This window comes from Stenotrophomonas sp. SrG (assembly GCF_050031795.1).
GTDB classification, from domain to species: domain Bacteria; phylum Pseudomonadota; class Gammaproteobacteria; order Xanthomonadales; family Xanthomonadaceae; genus Stenotrophomonas; species Stenotrophomonas rhizophila_A.
On sequence record NZ_JBNBBE010001394.1, the window covers coordinates 1 to 235 of the forward strand.

Here is a 235-nt window from a genome sequence, read left to right on the forward strand (position 1 = left end):
TGCGGGTGGACAGGGTGACGCGGCGGCTGATGCTGCGGCGCATGAAATCCCTGCAGGCGCAGTAGCCGCCGGAGAACTCGCCATGGCGCATGCGCCGCGATGCACTGATAGCGTTGATCGGTGGCGGCGGCCTGGCCGCCATGGCCTACAGCGCGATGAACCTGCCGCCCTACACCATGGCCGGCGAAAAGCTGGCGCGTGCTCTGCCCGAAGCGTACGGCGAGAACGAGGTCAA

1 pseudogene is annotated in these 235 nt (G+C 67.7%); it reads left to right on the plus strand.

Annotated features, from left to right (window positions below):
- Nucleotides 1–235, plus strand: a pseudogene (locus ACQG3P_RS23990) (hypothetical protein); the annotation flags it as partial.